This is a genomic window from Mesorhizobium sp. ESP7-2 (assembly GCF_020164715.1).
In the GTDB taxonomy this organism is placed as follows: Bacteria; Pseudomonadota; Alphaproteobacteria; order Rhizobiales; family Rhizobiaceae; genus Mesorhizobium.
Genome location: NZ_JAIUGQ010000001.1, coordinates 147,784 through 166,204, shown reverse-complemented (window position 1 = coordinate 166,204; position 18,421 = coordinate 147,784). Strand labels below are relative to the sequence as shown.

The window sequence follows — 18,421 nt, the reverse complement described above, 5'->3', positions numbered from 1 at the left end:
CGTCGAAAACGCTTTCAGGCATGCAGCCCGGCGATGACATCGACAAGCACCGCCAGCAGGTCCCCGCTGCCGGCGGCGAGCGCGCCGTGGCGGATCACCTCGCCGGCATAGAGCGGCGCGCGGCCATTCGGGTCGAGCAGATGTCCGCCCGCCTCGCCCAGGATGAGATCGGCTGCTGCAATGTCCCAGTCATGCGCGTTAGGCTTGACGAATGTTGCGTCGAGCGTGCCATTGGCGATCATCGCCAGGCGGTAGGCGAGCGAGGGGATGTAGGGTGCCCGCTGCAGCCGCTTCTGCCAGTCGGCAGGCACCATGTCGATCAACTGCTTCAATCCTGAAATTTCAGCCTTGTCCCCAGGCTTGCGCACCGCGATGCGCTTGCCGTTACGGAAGGCGCCCTGGCCGGGCAGCGCCCAGTAGGTCTCCTCCATCGCCGGGCATTCGAGTACGCCGGCGAGCGAGCGGCCACTCTCGACGACGGCAACGCTGACGCACCAGGTCCGCTGGCCTTCGAGGAAGCCGCGCGTGCCGTCGATCGGGTCGACAACGAAGGTGCGGCGCGCCGAAAGCCGCGCCGAATCGTCGGCCGTCTCTTCCGACAGCCAGCCATAGTCCGGCCGCGCCGCAAGCAGTGTCTGGCGCAGATACGCATCGGCGGCATGATCAGCTTCGCTGACCGGCGAGGTGCCGCCCTTCATCCAGACCTGCGGATTGTTGCCGAAGTAGCGCATGGCGATAAGACCGGCCTCGCGGGCAGCGTCGCGCAGTAGCGGCAGGTCCAGATCGGCGCTGGCAGTGGTCAGGTCATGCTCCGGCAAGGGTCATGCCTTCGATCAGGAGGGTAGGGGCGGCGGTGCCGAAATTACGGTCGAGGTCATTCGCCGGCACCATGTTGAGGAACATCGTCTTCAGGTTCGAGGCGATGGTGACTTCGGCTACTGGATAGGCAAGCGCGCCATTTTCGATCCAGAAGCCCGAGGCGCCGCGGCTGTATTCGCCGGTGAGCATGTCGACGCCCTGGCCAAACACTTCGGTGACGTAGAAGCCGGTCTTGAGCGAGCCGATCAAATCCTCCGGCGAGCGCTCGCCCGCCTCTATGGCGAGGTTCGTCGACGACGGCGAGACGGAGGAGCCGCCGCGCGCGCCGCGACCGTTGGTGACAAGACCGAGTTCCCGGGCCGCCGATGTCGACAGGAACCAGTGGTTGAGGACACCCTTGTCAATCATCAGGAGCTTCTCGCCCTCGACGCCTTCGCCATCGAATGGGCGCGAGGCCTGGCCACGACGCCGCAGCGGGTCGTCGGTGACGGTGATGGCGGCAGCGGCCACCTGCTTGCCCATCATGTCGCGCAGGAACGAGGTCTTGCGCGCGACGGAAGCGCCGTTGATGGCGCCGGCGATATGGCCGGCAATGCCGCGCGCGACGCGCGGGTCGAACACCACGTCGACCGGTCCGGTCGCCGCCTTGCGCGCGCCAAGGCGGCGCACCGCCCGTTCACCGGCCTTGCGGCCGATATCCTCGGGCGCGTCGAGATCGGCAAAATGCTGGCGCGAGGAGAATTCATAGTCGCGCTCCATGCCGGTGCCCTCGCCGGCGATCACGCTGGCCGAGCGCGCAAAGCGCGAGGCGACATAGTGGCCGAGAAAACCGTGCGAGGTGGCCAGAACCAACCCGCCAAGCCCGGCGCTGGCATTGCTGCCGGACGAATTGGTCACGCCCTTGACGGCGAGAGCCGCCGCCTCGGCCGCAAGGGCGGCTTCCTTCAACTGATCGGCCGACACTTCCGTCGCGTCGAACAGGTCCAGATCGCGCGTCTGCCCGGCGAGCAGCGCGGGGTCGGCAAGACCCTGGTAGGGGTCCTCGGGAGACACCTTGGCCATGGCGACGGCCCGCTCGGCAAGCGCCTTCGGATCGGAGGCGGCGGTGGCCGATACGCTGGCCACACGCTGGCCGACGAAGACCCGCAGCGAAACATCGTCGCCCTCGGACGCTTCGGTGTTTTCGACCTTGCCAAGCCGCACCGAAACGCCGGTCGAGCGGCCACGCACCGCGACGGCGTCCGCGGCATCGGCGCCGGCGCGTTTGGCGGCCTCGACCAGGGCCGCGACGCGGTCCGTCAATTTCGCGGCGTCGAGCTTGTCGGTCATGCACTTGATCCTGTTTCTTCAGCCTGTCCGGAAGGCAGGTGCTGCCGCACCATCTATTGTTCCAATGCCGCTTGTGCAATGGCAGAAGGGCAATCAGGATGTCGCGATCAAATCGCCCGCAAAGAGCGGACATCGCGGTTTTTGCCTATCTGGAGCCCTCGCCATGACGCCTTTCCATCTTGCCTTTCCGGTTCGTGATCTCGATGAAACCCGAACTTTCTATGGTGAGGTGCTGGGCTGCGCGATCGGCCGCTCGTCGGCGACGTGGGTCGATTTCGACCTTTACGGCCACCAGATGTCGGCGCATCTGCGACCGCAGGTCGCGCAAGCCGCCAGCGACGGCAAGGTCGACGGCATTTTGGTGCCGATCCCGCATTTCGGCGCCGTGCTCTTGATGGACGACTGGCAGCGCCTGGCGAACCGGCTGGAAGCGCGCGACGACATAGACTGGCTGGAGCGCCCAATGGTGCGTTTCAAGGGCGAGCCTGGCGAACAGGCGACGCTGTTCATCCGCGACCCCTCGGGCAACGCCTTGGAATTCAAGGGCTTTCGCTCACTGGAGCAGGTTTTCGCGCATTGAAGTGAGGGCCGGCGGCGGCCTGTCGTTCAAGATGCCGCGACCGGCGTCCAGATCACGTCCTCGATCTTCTGCGCTCCTGTCGCCAGCATGACCAGGCGGTCGAAGCCGAGCGCGATGCCGCTGGCCTGCGGCATGATGGCAAGGGCGGCGAGAAAATCCTCGTCCAGCGGGTAGCGCTCGCCATAAATACGCTCTTTCTCGTCCATCTCGATGATGAAGCGCCGGCGCTGCTCGGCCGCGTCGGTCAACTCGCCAAAGCCGTTGGCGAGCTCGACGCCGCAGCAATAGAGCTCGAAACGTTCGGCGACGCGCGGATCCCGGGGGCTCGGTCGGGCGAGTGCCGCCTCGGCGACCGGATATTCGCACAGGATGGTCGCCCGCCCCTGCCCGAGGAACGGCTCGATCTTTTCCACCATCACGCGGCTGAACAAATCCGCCCAGCTGTCATCAGGCGCGGTGCGCAGGCCGGCCTGGACCAGTGCGGCATGAAGCGCGTCCCGATCCGTGCCGCCATCGACGGTGACCGTGGCCAGCAGATCGATGCCGGCATGGCGGCTGAAGGCGTCCGCCACGGTCAACCGCTCCGGTTCAGCAAAGGGATCGCAGTCGCGGCCCCGGAAGGAAAAGCGCCTGGCCCCTGCTCGTGTCGCGGCCAGCGCCAGCAGATCGGCGCAGTCGCGCATCAGGCTTTCATAGGTTTCCCCTACCCGATACCATTCGAGCATGGTGAATTCGGGATGATGCAAGGGGCCGCGCTCGCGGTTGCGATAGACGGCCCCCAGGCTGAAAATGCGCTGTTCCCCCGCGGCGAGCAGTTTCTTGCACGCGAATTCCGGCGAGGTATGGAGATAAAGCGGGGAGCGAACGCCATCCGGCCCGACCGCTTCCGTGGCGAAAGCCGCCAGATGCGCCTCGTTGCCGGGCGAGACCTGCAGCGCGGCCGTCTCCACCTCGATGAAGTCGTTATGGGCGAACCAGTCGCGCAAGGCAGCCGTCAGCCCGTTGCGCAGCATCAGGCGCGGGCGGCGGTCGGCATGGACATGCGGCGTCCACCAGGGCGACGCGGCGGTCATGAGCGGATTGAAGGCGTGCCAGAGCGCCCCATGTCAGTTCGCGCCGATGTCAGTTCGCCCCCATGCCAGTTCGTATTGGGGGGCTGGCGGTTCGCGCCAAGATGCGCTAGGCCCCCATCCAGCGCCGCGCAAGCCGGCAAACGCCAGTCAACTCTCGCAGGATTTAAAACCGTGGTGAAAGTCATCGCCAGTTCGCTCCGCAAAGGCAATGTCGTCGACAAGGACGGCAAGCTTTATGTGATCCTCTTTGCCGAAAACATCCACCCGGGCAAGGGCACGCCCGTGACGCAGCTCGACATGCGGCGCATCGGCGACGGGGTGAAGGTGTCGGAGCGCTACCGTACCACCGAACAGGTGGAGCGCGCCTATGTCGAGGAGCGCGAGCACACCTTCCTCTACGCCGACGGCGAAGGCTATCACTTCATGAATCCGGAAACCTATGACCAGGTGGCGGTGTCGGAAGCCGTGGTCGGCGACGCGGCGCCTTATCTGAAGGAAGGCATGCCGGTGCAGGTGTCGCAGTTCAACGGCATCGCGATCGCCCTGGTGCTGCCGCAGCGCGCCACTTTCGAAGTAGTCGACACCGAGCCGACGACCAAGGGCCAGACGGCGTCGTCCTCCTACAAGCCGGCCGTGCTTTCCAACGGCGTGCGCACCACCGTGCCGCCGCACATCGCGCCTGGCACCCGCGTGGTGGTAATGACGGCCGACGGGTCCTATGTGGAGCGGGCGAAGGACTGAGGGCAAGCCCTCGCAATCTTGCCGACGGAACCGCTGACTGCAATCACGTCCTGGCTGGTGTCCGTGCTCTTTTCGCTTTGTCATTGGCGGAGCGCTGTTCAACTGCGGCCTCCACCTCCCGCTTCAGCCGATCCTTGATTTCAACGGTCTCGTTCATCAAGGCGTCGATCCTCAGGAAATCGAGCACCCGGTATTTCGACACCGCCGGACGGACCAATATGTCGGGCTGGCATTGTTTCAGCTTGTTGGCGATGATCGACTGCATCATCAGCTGCGTGGCGCCGAACATCAGGTCGACGGAGGTCGGCTGTTTGCGGTCGGCCTCTTCCGGCGCGCCGACCACGTCGACGCCGATGATGATGTCGGCATCCTTCTCGATCAGGTCGAACGGCACGGGGTTGTAGATGCCGCCGTCGATCAGCAGCCTGCCGTCGCGCATTACCGGGCGGAACACGGCGGGAATGGCGGCCGAGGCGGCTAGGGCCGAGTGCAGGTCGCCGTCGTCGAACACGGCGAGCTTGTGGCCGAAATAGTCCGTCGCCGTCACCTTCAGCGGGATTTTCAGCTCAGCGAAGGTCTCGGGGATGGCCTCGGGCAAGAATGCCTTCAGGATGCGCTCGACATTGAACTGGCTGACCCGAATGCCGCCCTGCATGGCTTCCGCGATCGTACCTGGCCGCGCCCGCCACATGCGGCTCGCAACCTCGGCGCGTCGGCCAAGAATCGAGCGGGCATAATCGTGGATATCCTTGCCGGTCATGCCGGAGGCCATGCCGGCGCCCATGATGGCGCCGATCGACGAGCCGGCTATCGCCACCGGCTTGATGCCGAGCTCGTCAAGCGCCTCGATGACATGGATATGCGCCAAGCCGCGCGCGCCGCCGCCGCCGAAAGCTATGCCGAAAGTCAGGCTCATCCCTTGCCGGCCCCGGCCAGCGGCGGTCCGACCACCATGATGGTCGGCTCGGCAGTCAGCAGCTTCTTCGCCACCGCCTTGACCTGATCGAGTGTCACCGCGTTGATGTAACCGGTGCGGCGCTGCATGTAGTCGATGCCGAGATCGTCGAGCTGCAGCTCGACCAGCGTCGCGGCGATGGAACTCGACGAATTCAGATTGTTGATCGCATAGGCGCCGATCAGATATTTCTTGGTCGCCGCCAGTTCGGCCTCGGTCGGGCCGTCATCGGCCAACCGCTTGACGACGTCCCGCACGATGCCGAGCGTCTCGGCGGCGCGGTCGGAACGCGTTCCGGTGGTGACGATCAGCGCGTCGGCGTGGTCCTGGTTTACCAGCGAGGAATTGACGCTGTAGGCCAGCCCGCGCTTTTCGCGCACCTCCTGGAACAAGCGCGAGGTGAAGGTGCCGCCGCCAAGGATTTCGTTCATCAACGCGGCCGGGAAGAAATCCGGCGACTTGCGCTTCACGCCCGGCCAGGCGAGCTGCAGCGAGGTCTGCGGCAGGTCGTAATTGACCTCGACATGCTGCGCCAGCCTGGGCTCGATATCGGCGACAGGGGCGAGCGCCTGGTTTGGCGGCAGGTCGCCGAACACCATGTCGAGCTTCTTCTTCAGCGTCTCGGCGTCGATGGCGCCGACCACGGCGACATGCAGGCCGCCGCGCGCGAACACCGCCTTGTGCAGTGCCTCGAGGTCGGCCTGCGTGACCGCGGCGATGCTCTGTCTGGTGCCCTGATCGGAGCGCGAATAGGGGTGATCGCCATAGACGGCGCGCGCCCATCGGTTCTGCGCCACCGTGTCCGGGTCGTTCTCGTTGGCGACGATGCCGGACAGGACCTGGGCGCGGATGCGGTCGATCGGCGCCTGGTCGAAGCGCGGCTCGTTGACCGCCAGCCGCAACAGGTCGAAGGCTTGGTCGCGCTGTTCGGCCAGCATGCGCATGGAGCCGTAGACGCCGTCGCGGGTCTCGTCGAAGCTCATTTCGGCGCCGGCGTCGTCGAGCTTGACCTGGAAGGCTTCCGAATCGAGCGGGCCAGCGCCCTCGTCGAACAGGCCGGTCATCAGATTGGCCAACCCTTCCTTGCCCGGCGGATCCTGTGTCGAACCACCACCGAAGACGAAACGGATGGCGACAACAGGCACGGAATAGTCCTCGACCAGCCAGGCCGTGACACCCTTCGGCGAGGTGACGGACTGGATCTCCATGGCGCGGGCGGCAAGCGCCGGCAGGATAAGGAAGAGGATGGAAAGGAATAGGGTTGCGATGGCGTGCAGGGCCTTCCCTTCTCCCCTTGTGGGAGAAGGTGGCCGAGCGAAGCTCGGTCGGATGAGGGGTGCTCCAGCTTGACGCTGCCCGCGCTCCGTCCAAGACCCCTCAACCGTCTCGGCGCTGCGCGCCGATCCACCTTCTCCCACAAGGGGAGAAGGGAAGACATGGTGGTGCTCGCTCATCATCAATTCCCCGCCTGTTGCTGCGGCAAGAGATAGCCGGTGGTCGAGCGGGCCAGTACCAGATAGCGCGCGGCGACGGCCTTGACCTCGTCGGTCGTGACCTTGCGGATGCGGTCCGGCCATTGCTGCACGTCCTGCACATTGCCGCCGGTGGCGAGCGTCGAGCCATAAATGTTGGCCATGGACTCCTGCTTGTCGCGGGCAAAGATCATCGACCTGACATAGCGGTCCTTGGCTTTTTCGAGCTCATCTGATGTGACGCCGTCGCTCGCGATGCGCGCCACCTCGGCATCGACCGCGGCCTCGACGTCAGCCAGCTTGGCGTCGCCGCGCGGCGCGCCGTAGACGGTGAAATTGGTGTCGTCGAGCATGGTGCCCTGGAAGTACGCGCCGGCGCTGGAAGCGATGCCCTGCTTCACGACAAGCGCCTGGTAAAGCCGGCTGCGGTTGCCGCCGCCGAGGATCTCGGCGAGCAGGTCGAGTGCTTCGGCCTCGCCGGGCTTGGCGGTGTGATAGGAGGGCACGACCCATTGCGTCGAGAAACTCGGCACGCTGACGCGGGCATCGGAGAGCGTCACGGTGCGCCTGGTGTTTTGCTCCGGCTCGACCGGGCGGACGCGCGGCGGCAGATCCGGCCCGCGGGCCACATTGCCATAAGTCTTTTCGGCCAGCGCCTTCACCGTTTCCGGTTCGACGTCGCCGGCCACGATCAGCACGACGTTGTTGGGCCGGTAGTATTTGTTGTAGAAGGCGATGGCGTCGGTGCGATTCAGCTGCTCCATCTCCTGCATCCAGCCGATGACCGGAATGCGATAGGGCTGGTTCTGCCACAGGGTGGCATCGACCTCTTCGTCGAGCACGGCCTGCGGGTTGTTGTCGATGCGCGAGCGGCGCTCCTCCAGGATCACATCGCGCTCGGTCTTGATGACATCGTCGGTGAGGATGAGGTTGCGCATGCGGTCAGCCTCGAAGCTCATCATCAGCTCGAGATCCGCCGGCGCCACCGTCTCGTGGAAAGCGGTGTAGTCGTAGGAGGTGAAGGCGTTGTTGGAGCCGCCAATGTCGGAGACGGCGCGATCGAACTCGCCGGCTTCGTGATGGGCCGTGGCCTTGAACATAAGATGCTCGAAGAAATGGGCGATGCCGGATTTGCCCGGCGGTTCGTCGGCGCTGCCGATCTTGTACCAGACCATGTGAGTGACGATCGGCGCGCGGTGATCGGGAATGACGACCACTTCCATGCCGTTGTCGAGCAGAAAGTCCGTCACCTTGAACTCGGCCGGCACCGTGTCTGGCAATACGGAGTTGTCCGCCAGGACAGGGTCGGTCATGAACAAGGCCAGCGACGTCGCCAGCAGCGTTGGCCTCAGCCACTCAGTCCTGGATGTCATCGACGGCTCCGGTTTCATGCAGCGACGATAGGCAAGGCGCTGGCGACAAGCAAAGTGAATCGTTGGTCATGTTGCCGGCAAAGGCGGCGGCAAAGAGGCCACCGCTGAAAGAGGCCTGTCAGGCAGCCTCGATGAAGCGGATGACGGTCTCGCCGTAGCTGCGCTCATCAAGCACGGAAAAGCCCGGCCCTGGCTCGAAGGGAACCGCCGCCGTCTCCTCGACCACGCAGAGCGCGCCGGAGCGCAGCCAGCCGCCATCCTTGGCGGACCGCAGGGCGCGCTCGCCAAGGCCCTTGCCGTAGGGCGGATCGGCAAAGACGAGGCCGAACGGCGCCAGCGTACCAGCCTCGCCCAGACCCGTTGCATCGCGGCGGAAGATCTTGGTGCGTCCGGTCAGGCCGAAGGCCTCGACATTGTCGCGGATCAGACCCCGGCCTTCGGCCGATTCCTCGATGAAGACGCCATAGGATGCGCCGCGCGACAGAGCTTCCAGACCAAGCGCGCCGGTGCCGGCGAATAGGTCGAGCACGCGCGCACCGTCCAGTTGCCCGGCAAAACGATGTGCCAGAACGTTGAAGACGGCCTCGCGGGTGCGGTCGGTCGTCGGGCGGATGGCGCTGCTGCGGGGCGTCGCCAACGGACGCCCGCGAAACTCACCGCCGACGATTCTCATCTTGTCCGCGGGCCCTTGGGGCCGCTGCGTGGCCGCTCACCGCCACCGGCGCCTCCTGGACGCTCGCCACGCGGCTTGCCGAATGGCTTTGCGCCGCCTGGTTTGCCGGCGGGCTTGCCATAAGACGGCTTGAACGAGGCCTTGCGCGCCTTGGCCTCGGCCGCCTTGGCCGCATCGGCCTCCGCCCTGCCCTTGCCGATCGGCCGGGCTCCCGGCGCCATCCAGACATTGGCCTTGCGCTGGCCGGGCGGCTCGATCGGCCGCTGCTCGCGTTCGGATTTCTTGCCGCCGCCACGAGGCTTGTCACCGAATCCGCCGCGCGGCTTGTCGCCAAAACTACCACGCGGCTTATCGCCAAAGCCGCCACGCTCCGGTCGCGGGCCTCGTTCGCCGAAGCTCTTTTCTGGTCTCTCGCCTCTGTCAGGGCTTGTCGACAGCTTGCCGAGCGCCTCGTCGCGGCTGCCTTCCCGGCGCTTACGGTTCTTGATCAGCCCGCCCTCGCCGATCGGCCGGCGCTCGCCGTCTCGCGTGAACTTCGGCCGTTCGGGTTCGGCATCACGGATCTCGGTACGCCGCACCGGCTGGTTGGAAAACGGTTTTGTTATCTCGGCGTCGAAATTGGCGCCGGATTCCTCGACTAGGCGCTCGCCAAGCTGGTCGCGCAGCACCCGGCCCTTGATCTCCAGCACATGACCTTCGGCGAGATCCTCGAGCTGGAACGGGCCGTAGGAGATGCGGATCAGCCGCGTGACGTCGAGGCCGAGCGCACCGAGGATGTTCTTGACCTCACGGTTCTTGCCCTCGCGCAGGCCGATCGTCAGCCAGGCGTTGGAGCCCTGTTCGCGATCGAGGCTGGCCTCGATGGCGCCGTAGAAGACGCCGTCGACGGCAATGCCCTCGCGCAGGCCGGCGAGCGCGCTTTCCTCGACCTTGCCGTGGACACGCACGCGGTAGCGGCGCAGCCAGCCGGTGGCCGGCAGTTCGAGCACGCGCGACAGGCCACCATCGTTGGTCAGCAGCAAAAGGCCTTCAGTGTTGATATCGAGCCGGCCGATGGTCATCAGGCGCGGCAGTTCGGCCGGCAGCACGTCGAAGACGGTCTTGCGGCCTTCGGGGTCGCGGTTGGTGGTGACGACACCCGCCGGCTTGTGGAACAGGAACAGGCGCGTGCGTTCGATCGGCGGGATTTCCATGCCGTCGAGATGGATAATGTCATTGGGCATGACGTTGAACGCCGGCGAGGCCAGCACCCGGCCATTGACCTTGACGCGGCCGGCGGCGATCAACTCCTCGGCGTCGCGGCGCGAGGCGAGCCCGGCACGTGCCAGGCGCTTGGCTATGCGCTCGCCGGCTTCTTCCGTTGCTTCGATTGGTCGCGGACGTGGCTTGAAACCGCCGCCCGATGCGCCTTGGAGCCGATCACTGAAATCGCGCTTGGGCCTGTCGCCTGCGAAGTCGCGCTTCGGACGGTCGGCGAAGTCTCGCTTCGGACGATCCCCGAAATCACGCTTGGGACGGTCGAAGCGCTTTTCGCCGCCCTCCGCCGAAGCAGAAACCGGACGGTCGCCGCGCGGAGCGTAGGGTTTGCGCGCCCCTTCGCGCTTCTCATAAGGCTTGCGTTCGCCTTCGGCCGCCATGGGACGGTCGCCACGCGGGGCGTACGGCTTGCGCGGGCCTTCGCGCTTTTCATACGGCTTGCGCTCACCTTCGGCCGCCATCGGTCGGTCGCCGCGCGGGGCGTAGGGCTTGCGCGGGCCTTCGCGCTTTTCATAGGGCTTGCCTTCGGGGCGCGGTCCCTTGCGGAACGGCTTGTCGCCGCTCTTGAAGTCGCGCTTCGGGCGCTCGCCTTCAGCGCCTGCCGGGCGGTCGCCGCGTGGGGCGTAAGGCTTTTTGGCACCGAAGGACGGCTTCCCGCCCTTGCTGGCGTCGCGGCCACGTGCGCCTGCCGGTTTCGGGCCACTCCTGCCCGGACCGGCTTTGCGCGGAGATTTCTTGTCGTTGTCGTCCATGTGGCCTTTGTCCGTTTGCGCTGCTACAGCGTGGCGCATCCGTTCGGCGCGCAACGAACGCTGTAGCATTTTTGATTTGGCGCATGATCATTCCCGAAATTCGAGTCCGATTTTCGGGTTGATGCGCTCCATAACAGGATCACCGCCGGGTGGCGAGGATATAATGGGAAGACAAACCGCTTGAAGAGGCCGGATTTCATGGCCATGGCACTGCAGGAGGCCGAGGCGGCAGCCTTGCGTGGCGAAGTGCCGGTCGGCGCGGTGATCGCCAAGGACGGCACGGTCATTGCCAGTGCCGGCAACCGCACGCGCGAGCTTGCCGACCCTACGGCCCATGCCGAGATGCTGGTGATCCGTGAAGCCTGCGGCAAAATCTCCAGCGAGCGGCTCACCGGCCACGATCTCTATGTGACACTGGAGCCCTGCGCCATGTGTGCCGGGGCAATCTCATTCGCCAGGCTGCGCCGTCTCTATTTCGGTGCCGCCGACGAAAAGGGCGGCGCCGTGGTCAACGGCGTGCGCTTCTTCGCTTCTCCGACCTGCCATCATACGCCCGACATCTATCCGGGGATGGCCGAGACCGAAGCGGGCCTGCTGCTGAAGGATTTTTTCAGGGGACGTCGAGACTGAGCCAAGGCCGCCGCAAGATCAGCGGCGCGACCGTTCTTACAGCGACGGCAACCAGTCGAACCAGCCGCCCTTCTTGCCCTCGGCCTTTGCCTTGAGGCGGCGTTCCTTCTTGTACTCGTCTTCGCCGAGTTCGTTCTGCGGCGCGGCATCGGAGGCGACACGGTAGGCCAATGGCGGCTCGCTGAGGTACTTGCGCGTGTTGGGGTCGCCCTGCTTGCTTTCGGCAAGGCGGCGCTGGATCTCGGCGGCGCGGCCCTTGTCGGAATCGGCGGGCTTCCACGCCGGCGGATGGCTCGAGCCGGAGTCTTCCATCGCCTTCTTCACCGAAGCCGGATCCGTCTGCACGTCGTCGACGATCTCCGACTGGTAGGCCGGATCATTCTGGTGGGCGGTGGCGTCGGCGCGGAGTCGCGCGCGGCGCTGCTCGGGCGATTCGGGCCACCCTGCGTTTGCCGTCTGGATGCTTTCCTGAGGCGCAGGCAGCGCTTCCTTCTGACCTGGGGCCGGCTTCACCAGGGTAGGACGCGGCTTGTAGTCGATCGGGTCCTTGTGCTTCGGCGCGAAGGAAACGGCGCCTGTCAGATCGCCGGCCAGCTGTTCGGCGGCGGTCTTGTCGGTGCCATAGGTCGGAGAGCCCATGCAGCCGGATAAAGCGAGGCCCGATGCGACAAGCGGCGCCAACAGCGCAAGGCGCGCCTTATAACTCTCGGTCATGCCAAAAAGTCCCACTCTAGACAGCCTCTCGATCGCACCGGCTTTGTATCCGGTCCCCATCATGCAAGCACTTGCGACGGAAATCCGGCGACAATTTGTCTTCCGGAGTTTCGCGTGTTTACCTCAACCACTCGTTAAGGGCAACGCACGGGCGGATTTGCATCGCCCGGCGTGGCATTTGTGCACTGCTTTGGACGACTGGCACTAGAGCCTTCCCAGTGCTTTCAGCTCGTGCAGCACGGCGGCATCACGTGCCGAAACATCCGGGAACTCCGGATCCTGCCCGACATCGGCCGTGTAGCGCCAGGAACGCGCGCATTTGACCAGGCCGCGATCCTCCGCTTTCTCGACCACCACGGCGACGCCCTTGACATCGTCGAGGACAAAGGCGGTTTGCGGCGCCTGGCCATGGGCAATGACGAGATCGCTGGTGATCGCCATTTCAGCCATGTCGACGTCCGATATCGCCGCCTCGAGCGCCGCGTCGTTGATCGTGACCACCGGTACGGCCTCCAGCGAGGAGCCGATCACCTTCTGGGCACGGGCGATCTCGAGCGCACCGGTGACGACACGGCGCACCTGCCTGACCTTGCGCCATTTCTCCGCCAGCGCGTCGTTCTTCCAATTCGCCGGGATTTGCGGGAATTGGTCGAGATGCAACGAGACCGCATCGGGATGACGATCGAGCCAGGCCTCTTCCATGGTGAAGGGCAGCATCGGCGCCAGCCATTTCACCAGGCAGTCGAAGAGATGGCGTACCACCTGGACCGAAGCCTTGCGCTTCACGCTCGACGGGCCGTCGCAGTAGAGCGCGTCCTTGCGGATATCGAAATAGAAGGCCGACAGTTCGACCACCATGAAGTCGAGCAGAGCTCGCGTGATGCGCTTGAACTCGAAGGCGTCGTAGCCCTGGCGCACCACCTCGTCGAGCTCTGCCAACCGGTGCAGCATCAACCGCTCCAGCTCCGCCATCGTCTCCACGGGAATGACCTCACCATCGTCATGGGCGAGCGTACCCAGCATCCAGCGGATGGTGTTCCTGAGCTTGCGATAGGCGTCGATGTTGGTCTGCAGCACGTTCTTGCCGAGCCGCTGGTCTTCCCAATAGTCCGTCGTCACCACCCAGAGCCGCAGGATATCGGCGCCGGACTGCCTGATCACATCCTGCGGCACGACCGTGTTGCCGAGCGATTTCGACATCTTGCGGCCATCCTCGTCCATGGTGAAGCCATGGGTGACGACGGTGTCGTAAGGCGCCCTGCCCCTGGTGCCGCAGCTTTCGAGCAGCGAGGAGTGGAACCAGCCGCGATGCTGGTCGGAGCCTTCGAGATAGACGTCGGCCGGCCACTTCAGGTCGGGCCGGTCTTCCAGGGTGAAGACATGTGTCGAGCCCGAATCGAACCAGACGTCGAGAATGTCCATCACCTGCCGCCATTTGGAGGCATCGTGATTGCCGAGGAAGCGCTCCTTGGCGCCGGGCGCGAACCAGGCGTCGGCGCCCTCCGCCTCGAAGGCGTCCATGATGCGCTGGTTGACCGCCTCGTCCTTCAACACGTTGCCATCCTCGTCGGCGAAGACGGCGATCGGCACGCCCCAGGCACGCTGGCGCGACAGCACCCAGTCGGGGCGCTCCTCGATCATGGCGCGGATGCGGTTCTGACCGGCGGCCGGGACAAAGCGCGTCTCGTCGATCGCCTTCAGCGCACGGCCGCGCAGCGTGGTGCCGTCGCCGAGGTCCTTGTCCATGTAGACGAACCATTGCGGCGTGTTGCGAAAGATGACCGGCTTCTTCGAACGCCATGAATGCGGATAGCTGTGCTTCAGCCGGCCGCGCGCGAACAGTGCGTTGCGCTTGATCAGTTCGTCGATGACCGCCTGGTTGGCGTTGCCCTTCTTGCCGTTGTCGTCGATGACGCGCGCCGGTCCGGCTTCGCGATCCGGGCCGACGCCGGGCGCGTCCTTGGTGAAGAAGCCGGCATCGTCAACGGTGAATGGGATTTCAGTGTCGATGCCGCGTTGGCGCAGCGCGGGCGCGGCATCCATCCAGGCATCGAAGTCCTCCCGGCCATGACCGGGAGCCGTGTGCACGAAGCCCGTGCCGGCATCGTCGGTGACATGGTCGCCGGCAATCATCGGAACCGGGAATTCGTAGCCGCCGCCGAGGCCCTTGAAGGGATGCGAAAGCACAAGATTTCCAAGCTGTTCGGCGCTGATGCCGTGAAGGCGCTTCAAGGTGACCTTGGCCTTGGCCTGGCTTTCCTCGGCCAGCGCATCGGCAAAGATCAGCTTCTCGCCTGGCTGCGGGCCAAATGCATTCTCGGCCGCCGTCACCTCGTAGAGACCATAGGCGACGCGCGGCGAATAGCTGACGGCGCGGTTGCCAGGGATGGTCCATGGCGTCGTCGTCCAGATGACGACATGAGCATCCAGCAGGTCGAGCGACCGCCCGCTCAGGTCCGGATCGAGCTCCGCCGGCTGTCCGTCCACGACGCTGGCGACGACGAGGTTGGCCACCGGAAACTTCGCCCAGATCGTGTCGGACTCGTAGTCCTGATACTCGATCTCGGCCTCGGCGAGCGCCGTGCGCTCGACGACGCTCCACATTACCGGCTTCGAACCGCGGTAGAGCTGGCCGGACATGGCGAATTTCAGCAATTCGCCGGCGATGCGCGACTCGGCGTGGAAGGCCATGGTCGTGTAAGGGCTCTTGAAGTCGCCGATGACGCCAAGCCGCTGGAACTCGCCACCCTGCACCGAGATCCAGTGCGCGGCGAATTCACGGCATTCCTTGCGGAATTCGTTGACCGGCACCTCGTCCTTGTTCTTGCCCTTGGCGCGATACTGTTCCTCGATCTTCCATTCGATCGGCAGGCCGTGACAGTCCCAGCCGGGCACATAATTCGAGTCAAAGCCGCGCATCTGGAACGAGCGGGTGATGACATCCTTGAGGATCTTGTTCAGCGCGTGGCCGATGTGGATGTTGCCGTTGGCGTAGGGCGGACCGTCGTGCAACACGTATTTCGTGCGGCCCGCCGCGCTCTCACGCAGCTTGCGGTAGAGGTCCATGTCCTGCCACCGCTTGACCAGCGCCGGCTCCTTCTCGGGCAAGCCGGCGCGCATCGGAAACTCCGTCTGCGGCAGGTAAAGGGTCTTCGAATAGTCGATCGTCGATTGGTCGTCGGTCATTGGTCTGCCATGTGCATGCCGGGCCACGTGGCTTGCGGCGTGGAATTCTACTTATACGCATGCCGTTTTCCCAAACCGGGTTACTTCTGGGCGACATGCCTTGATGATCTGGAAAAGCGCGAGAGGCCGCGCGCAACAGTCCCGGCAGTTCCGACAGCCTTCAGGCTGTTGGGAACACCGGGCTGGTAATTCGTATCGTCGGCGCGTGAAGGCGCGAAAAGCTCGTCATTGCTGGGCTTTTAGCGGAGATGAGCGCAGGAATAAAGCGTCTCGTTCGATTCGCTTACATCTTGAAGTCGAAGCGGTAGGTGGTCGACACGCCGACCATGAACTGGTTGCGGTCGCCGCGCTCCTTGACCAGGCTGGAATCGGCCGCCGGACCCTCGAGGCGCGAATATTCGCCAAACAGGCTGGCGGTCATCGGATCGGTCACCTTCCAGGTCACGGCGCCACCGAGGCCGACGGATTTCAAGCCCCCGCCGGGATTGTACTGGCTCAGCCCCGAGGCCACGGCTTCCTGCGCGTTGACGCCATAATAGGCATCGAAATAGTTCGCCGAGGCAAAAGACACGCGCGGGCCACCCGAAATCCGGACGGTTGGCGTCACGTCGTAGAAAGCATCGGCGGCGATGTCGGCGACAAAGCCGTTATGGGCACGGATGCCATGCCGCAATTCGGCACGCGCGCGCATCCAGTCCGTCGGATAGAATTCGAAGAAGCCGCCGACCTCGCCGCCCCAGCGGACAGGATCCAAGCCCTTGAGTTCGTCGGCATCGCCATCGTCGCGCGAGAAAAGGAACTTGCCGGTCAGGCCTGCACGGACGCCGCCATCGTCGACAAGTGCCAGCGAAATATTGTCGTTGCGCGATGTGAAGCGAGCAGCAGGGCCGGCCTTGCCCAGCGAAATGATGGGCTGGGCGCTCAGCATGTACTTCTTGCCGCCCTCGAAATTGGGCGCCACCAGGCCGGTCGCGCCGACCGTCAGATACCAGTCGCCGGACAGCCAGCCGAAAGCGCCATCGCCGGCCTCGGCCGCGCTCGACGTCGCCAGCACGACGGTAGCCAAGGCAATAGAAATCTTCCCGACCGGACTCATGGCCACTCCACTAACACGATACAATTGTCCTGCGGCGACAGCTTTGACGAGGCTTTGGTAAAATTTGATTTAAGGGCGAGATGTCCGGCTCGCATTGCCACCCCACGAGCCTGCGCCATCCGCCCCGCCGTCGGCTGGACGCGGGTCGGCACCAAGGGTAACCTCCTTGCATTCTGGCGGTCTTCAATGGAGGTGGCGACATGACCTTGCACGGCGATACATTGAAGAACGCGATCGGCCAGACGCGAGACAAATGGGGGTGGTTTGTCGGCCTGGGCGTGGTGCTGCTGGTCCTCGGCGGCATCGCCTTCGGCAATCTGTTCATCGCCACGGTGGCTTCCGTCTATGTCGTGGGGTGGCTGATGCTGGTGGCCGGCGTCATCGAGATCATGCATGCTTTCGGGGTCAAGACCTGGGGACGCTTCTTCTACTGGCTGCTCAGCGGACTGCTCTATGCGGTCGCAGGGTTCTTCGCTTTCGACAATCCGCTGCTGGCTTCGGCTGTGCTGACCTTCCTGCTGGCCGTCGCGCTCGTCGCTTCAGGTGCGCTGCGGGCTTGGGTCGGCTACAGCCACCGCCCGGAACGCGGCTGGGGCTGGATTGTCGCGGCGGGCGTCATCAGCGTGCTCGCGGGCCTGATCATCGCCATGGGCTGGCCGGTCAACAGCCTGTGGGTGCTCGGACTATTCCTGGCGATCGACCTGATCTTCCAAGGGTGGACCTTCATCGCCGTCGGTCTTGCGCTGAAGAAATAGGGAACTCGTTTCCCCTTTTTAGGGTCACGCTTCAGAACGCCACCGCCGCGTCCAGACTGGACAGCGGTTTGACGCCGCCAAGCAGCGCGCGTGCCTCGGCTTCATCGCGCTTCATCTGCACCACCAGTGCATCGAGCCCGTCGAACTTGATCTCGCTGCGCAGGAAGCCGAAGAACGAGACCGCGCAAGTCTCGCCATAGAGATCGCCGGAAAAATCGAAGATGAAGGTTTCCAGGAGCGGCGCGCCGTTGTCATCGACGGTCGGGCGGCGGCCAAAACTGGCGACGCCGTCGTGCAGCGTGCCGTCGGCGCGCCGGAAGCGAACGGCGTAGATACCTTCCTTGAGCGTAGCTTCCGCCGGAAGCCTCATGTTGGCTGTGGGAAAGCCGAGCGTTCGCCCGAGCTGTTGGCCGCCGACGACCTCGCTTTCCACAGTGAAGCGATAGCCGAGCAGACCGGCTGCCTCTGCCACCTCGCCCTCGCAAAGCAAGGCACGGATGCGGCTCGACGAAATCACCTCGGCGCCTTCGTCGCGAAAGGCGTCGACGAGGGTGACACCGAAGCCATGGCGCTCGCCGGCAGCCATCAGATAGGCCGGCCCGCCCTGGCGGTCCTTGCCGAAATGGAAATCGAAGCCGGTCACGGCGTGGGTGACGCCCAGCGTCCTCTCCAGCACGTCGGTGACGAAGGCTTCCGCCGACAGCGAGGCAAAGCCGCGCGTGAAAGGTTGCTCGACGAGTGCGGCAAAGCCCAGCAGCGACAGGAGCCGCGCCTTCATCGGTGGTGGCGTCAGCACGAAAAGCGGCAGATCAGGCTTGAAAACCGTTCGCGGGTGCGGTTCGAAGGTCAGCACCAGGGCCGGCACGCCACGCTGCGTGGCCTCCGCCAATGCCCGTTCGAGCACGGCCTGGTGGCCACGGTGGACGCCGTCGAAATTGCCGATCGCCACGACGCCGCCTCGCAGATCGGCGGGCAACGGCGCGGTTGTCGTAAGATGCTGGAACGCGACCATTGCC

Annotated in this window: 16 protein-coding genes; 4 read left to right on the top strand and 12 right to left on the bottom strand. The window is 64.9% G+C overall.

All coding sequences use genetic code 11. The features are described 5' to 3' along the window. Nucleotides 1–14: 14 nt before the first annotated feature. Entirely contained in the window at nt 15–818 is an 804-nt protein-coding gene (locus tag LB543_RS00880; protein WP_224612239.1) for a 3'(2'),5'-bisphosphate nucleotidase CysQ, read from the bottom strand. Next, complete coding sequence (locus LB543_RS00875) at nt 805–2,148, bottom strand: TldD/PmbA family protein (protein WP_140755631.1); 1,344 nt, start codon at nt 2,146–2,148, stop codon at nt 805–807. The genes LB543_RS00880 and LB543_RS00875 overlap by 14 nt, the downstream gene beginning before the upstream one ends. 163 nt (nt 2,149–2,311) lie before the next feature. Here LB543_RS00875 and LB543_RS00870 point away from each other — a divergent pair, with 163 nt between their 5' ends. Continuing rightward, nucleotides 2,312–2,728 (top strand): VOC family protein, encoded by a 417-nt coding sequence (locus tag LB543_RS00870; RefSeq protein WP_140755632.1) that lies wholly within the window; start codon nt 2,312–2,314, stop codon nt 2,726–2,728. Between the two features lie 26 nt (nt 2,729–2,754). Here LB543_RS00870 and epmA read toward each other — a convergent pair whose 3' ends face one another. Further along, the gene (gene epmA / locus LB543_RS00865; protein WP_224612237.1) at nt 2,755–3,801 is read right to left on the bottom strand and encodes an EF-P lysine aminoacylase EpmA; all 1,047 of its coding nucleotides are present in this window, start codon (nt 3,799–3,801) and stop codon (nt 2,755–2,757) included. Nucleotides 3,802–3,972: 171 nt separating this feature from the next. Here epmA and efp point away from each other — a divergent pair, with 171 nt between their 5' ends. Then, nucleotides 3,973–4,542, top strand: a complete 570-nt coding sequence (gene efp, locus LB543_RS00860; protein ID WP_140808992.1) for an elongation factor P — start codon at nt 3,973–3,975, stop codon at nt 4,540–4,542. 43 nt (nt 4,543–4,585) lie between these two features. On the opposite strand, the gene LB543_RS00855 is transcribed toward efp, so the two are convergent. From LB543_RS00855 to LB543_RS00835, 5 genes are all read right to left on the bottom strand, one after another. Further along, nucleotides 4,586–5,458 (bottom strand): patatin-like phospholipase family protein, encoded by an 873-nt coding sequence (locus LB543_RS00855; RefSeq protein WP_224612235.1) that lies wholly within the window; start codon nt 5,456–5,458, stop codon nt 4,586–4,588. Continuing rightward, complete coding sequence (locus tag LB543_RS00850) at nt 5,455–6,705, bottom strand: M16 family metallopeptidase (RefSeq protein ID WP_411908728.1); 1,251 nt, start codon at nt 6,703–6,705, stop codon at nt 5,455–5,457. The genes LB543_RS00855 and LB543_RS00850 overlap by 4 nt, the downstream gene beginning before the upstream one ends. 248 nt (nt 6,706–6,953) lie before the next feature. After that, nucleotides 6,954–8,342 (bottom strand): M16 family metallopeptidase, encoded by a 1,389-nt coding sequence (locus LB543_RS00845; protein ID WP_140808984.1) that lies wholly within the window; start codon nt 8,340–8,342, stop codon nt 6,954–6,956. 118 nt (nt 8,343–8,460) lie between these two features. Beyond that, nucleotides 8,461–9,015, bottom strand: a complete 555-nt coding sequence (rsmD, locus tag LB543_RS00840) for a 16S rRNA (guanine(966)-N(2))-methyltransferase RsmD (protein ID WP_224612233.1) — start codon at nt 9,013–9,015, stop codon at nt 8,461–8,463. Further along, on the bottom strand, nt 9,012–11,024 hold the full coding sequence (locus LB543_RS00835) for a pseudouridine synthase (protein ID WP_224612222.1): 2,013 nt from the start codon (nt 11,022–11,024) through the stop codon (nt 9,012–9,014). Before LB543_RS00835 ends, rsmD begins: the two co-directional genes overlap by 4 nt. 180 nt (nt 11,025–11,204) lie before the next feature. Between LB543_RS00835 and LB543_RS00830 the strand changes: the two genes are divergently transcribed. Then, a complete protein-coding gene (locus LB543_RS00830) occupies nt 11,205–11,654 on the top strand; it encodes a nucleoside deaminase (protein ID WP_224612220.1) in 450 nt (149 codons plus the stop codon). 36 nt (nt 11,655–11,690) lie between these two features. Here the strand turns inward: LB543_RS00830 and LB543_RS00825 are convergent, their stop codons facing one another. From LB543_RS00825 to LB543_RS00815, 3 genes are all read right to left on the bottom strand, one after another. Continuing rightward, nucleotides 11,691–12,368, bottom strand: coding sequence for a hypothetical protein (locus tag LB543_RS00825; protein ID WP_140755647.1), 678 nt, complete (start codon nt 12,366–12,368; stop codon nt 11,691–11,693). 204 nt (nt 12,369–12,572) lie between these two features. Next, nucleotides 12,573–15,554 (bottom strand): isoleucine--tRNA ligase, encoded by a 2,982-nt coding sequence (gene ileS, locus LB543_RS00820; protein WP_224612210.1) that lies wholly within the window; start codon nt 15,552–15,554, stop codon nt 12,573–12,575. Nucleotides 15,555–15,837: 283 nt separating this feature from the next. Continuing rightward, nucleotides 15,838–16,650: a MipA/OmpV family protein gene (locus LB543_RS00815; RefSeq protein WP_224612208.1), complete on the bottom strand. Its 813-nt coding sequence runs from the start codon at nt 16,648–16,650 to the stop codon at nt 15,838–15,840. A 200-nt stretch (nt 16,651–16,850) separates the two neighbouring features. Here LB543_RS00815 and LB543_RS00810 point away from each other — a divergent pair, with 200 nt between their 5' ends. Continuing rightward, on the top strand, nt 16,851–17,405 hold the full coding sequence (locus tag LB543_RS00810) for an HdeD family acid-resistance protein (protein ID WP_140755653.1): 555 nt from the start codon (nt 16,851–16,853) through the stop codon (nt 17,403–17,405). 31 nt (nt 17,406–17,436) lie between these two features. On the opposite strand, the gene LB543_RS00805 is transcribed toward LB543_RS00810, so the two are convergent. Then, nucleotides 17,437–18,417 (bottom strand): bifunctional riboflavin kinase/FAD synthetase, encoded by a 981-nt coding sequence (locus LB543_RS00805; RefSeq protein ID WP_224612849.1) that lies wholly within the window; start codon nt 18,415–18,417, stop codon nt 17,437–17,439. Nucleotides 18,418–18,421: the final 4 nt, after the last annotated feature.